Source organism: Micromonospora sp. D75, from assembly GCF_018070405.1.
Taxonomy (GTDB): Bacteria; Actinomycetota; Actinomycetes; order Mycobacteriales; family Micromonosporaceae; genus Micromonospora; species Micromonospora chalcea.
In genome coordinates this window covers 1-672 of record NZ_JAGPXV010001132.1, presented here as the reverse complement: position 1 = coordinate 672, position 672 = coordinate 1, and the positions used below count along the sequence as shown (strand labels likewise).

Here is a 672-nt window from a genome sequence, read left to right as displayed (position 1 = left end):
GGCGGGCGATCAGCTTCGGCCGCTCGGCGAAGGCGCGTTCCAGGTCGACGGCGAGGAACGAGCGGTTGTGCCGCAGCGCCCGCAGGCCGAGGTGGCTGTTGGCGTAGATGTCCTGCTTGCCGATCTCGACGAACCGCCCGTTCGGCGCGAGCAGGCCGAGGCTGCGGGTGAGCGCCTCGCCGGTGAGCGAGTTGAGCACGACGTCCACGCCCCGGCCGTCGGTGAGGGCCAGCACCTCGTCGGCGAAACGCAGCGACCGGGAGTCCATCACGTGCTTGACGCCGAGGCGGCGCAGCAGTTCCCGCTTCTCCTCACTGCCGGCGGTGGCCAGCACCTCGGCGCCGTTGCGGCGGGCCACCTGCAGCGCGGCCAGGCCGACGCCGCCGGTGGCCGAGTGGATCAGGAGGGTGTCGCCCTCGCCGAGGTGGGCCAGGTACTCCAGGCCGTACACCACGGTGAGGAACGCGATCGGCAGCGCGGCGGCCTGCTCGTCGGTGAGCCCGCCGGGGACGGGGGCGACCAGCTCGGCCCGGGTGGTGGTGTACGCGGCCATGCTGGACGGGGCCACCGCCATCACCGCGTCGCCGACGCTCAGGCCGGTGACTCCGGCGCCGAGCGCGGTGACCCGGCCGGCGCACTCGCCGCCCAGCGGCACGATGCCCGGGGGTACGC

At 74.6% G+C, this 672-nt stretch carries 1 protein-coding gene; it reads right to left on the bottom strand.

Features of this window, described 5'->3' with window-relative positions; translation table 11 throughout:
- Positions 1 to 672: zinc-binding dehydrogenase (locus KBX39_RS32485; RefSeq protein WP_210874252.1), on the bottom strand; the 672-nt coding region annotated here is incomplete at both ends.